This window comes from Mesorhizobium sp. M7A.F.Ca.US.002.01.1.1, assembly GCF_004022955.1.
GTDB lineage: Bacteria > Pseudomonadota > Alphaproteobacteria > Rhizobiales > Rhizobiaceae > Mesorhizobium > Mesorhizobium ciceri.
Window position 1 is genome coordinate 1 of sequence record NZ_RZQE01000971.1, and the last position, 862, is coordinate 862.

An 862-nucleotide genomic window follows, 5' to 3' on the forward strand; every position below is an offset into this window, starting at 1 on the left:
CCGCAAGAAAATCCTGATCGCCGACATGGATTCGACCATGATCGACCAGGAATGCATCGACGAGCTGGCCGACGAGATCGGCGTAAAGGATCATGTTGCCACGATTACCGCGCGATCCATGAATGGCGAGATCGCCTTCGAACCGGCTTTGCGCGAGCGGGTGGCGTTGCTGAAGGGCCTCGACGCCACCGTGGTCGATCGCATCGTCGCCAATCGCCTGACGCTGGCCTCGGGCGGCCGTGTTCTGGTCCGGACCATGCGCGCCAACGGTGCCTGGACGGCACTCGTGTCTGGCGGGTTCGAGGTGTTCACGACGCGCATCGCCGCAATGCTCGGCTTCCAGGAGAACCGCGCCAATCGCCTGCTCGAACAGGACGGGCGCTTCACCGGCCTGGTCGGCGAACCTATCCTCGGCCGCGCCGCCAAGGCCGACGCGTTGATCGAAATTTCAGCGCGTCTCGGCCTGACGCCCGCCGACGCCATTGCCGTCGGTGACGGCGCCAATGATCTCGACATGATCCGCCTTGCCGGTACCGGTGTCGCGCTTCACGCCAAGCCGACGGTGGCGGCACAGGCCAAGGTCCGCATCGATCATGGCGACCTGACCGCGCTGCTCTATATGCAGGGCTACAGGCAGGAGGACTTTGTGCAATGAAACCAATGCGTACCGAGCGCCTGATCCTGCGCAACTGGGAGGATCGCGACCGCGACCTGTTCCACCGCATCAACTCCGACGACCGGGTGATGGAGTTCTTTCCATTCCGCCGTGACCGTGCCCAGGCGGATGCCAAGATGGACGAGCTCCGGGCCTGGACCACGAACGACGGATACGGTTTTGCTGCCGCCGAGATCACCGCCACCG

2 protein-coding genes are annotated in these 862 nt (G+C 64.2%); both read left to right on the forward strand.

Annotation, left to right across the window (positions count from 1 at the left end; translation table 11 throughout):
- Window positions 1-655, forward strand: a 655-nt coding sequence (gene serB, locus EN932_RS37130; RefSeq protein ID WP_128369576.1) for a phosphoserine phosphatase SerB, incomplete at its 5' end; no start/stop codon positions are given.
- On the forward strand, window positions 652-862 hold a 211-nt coding region (locus tag EN932_RS37135; protein ID WP_164890894.1), incomplete at its 3' end, for a GNAT family N-acetyltransferase. The genes serB and EN932_RS37135, both read left to right, overlap by 4 nt.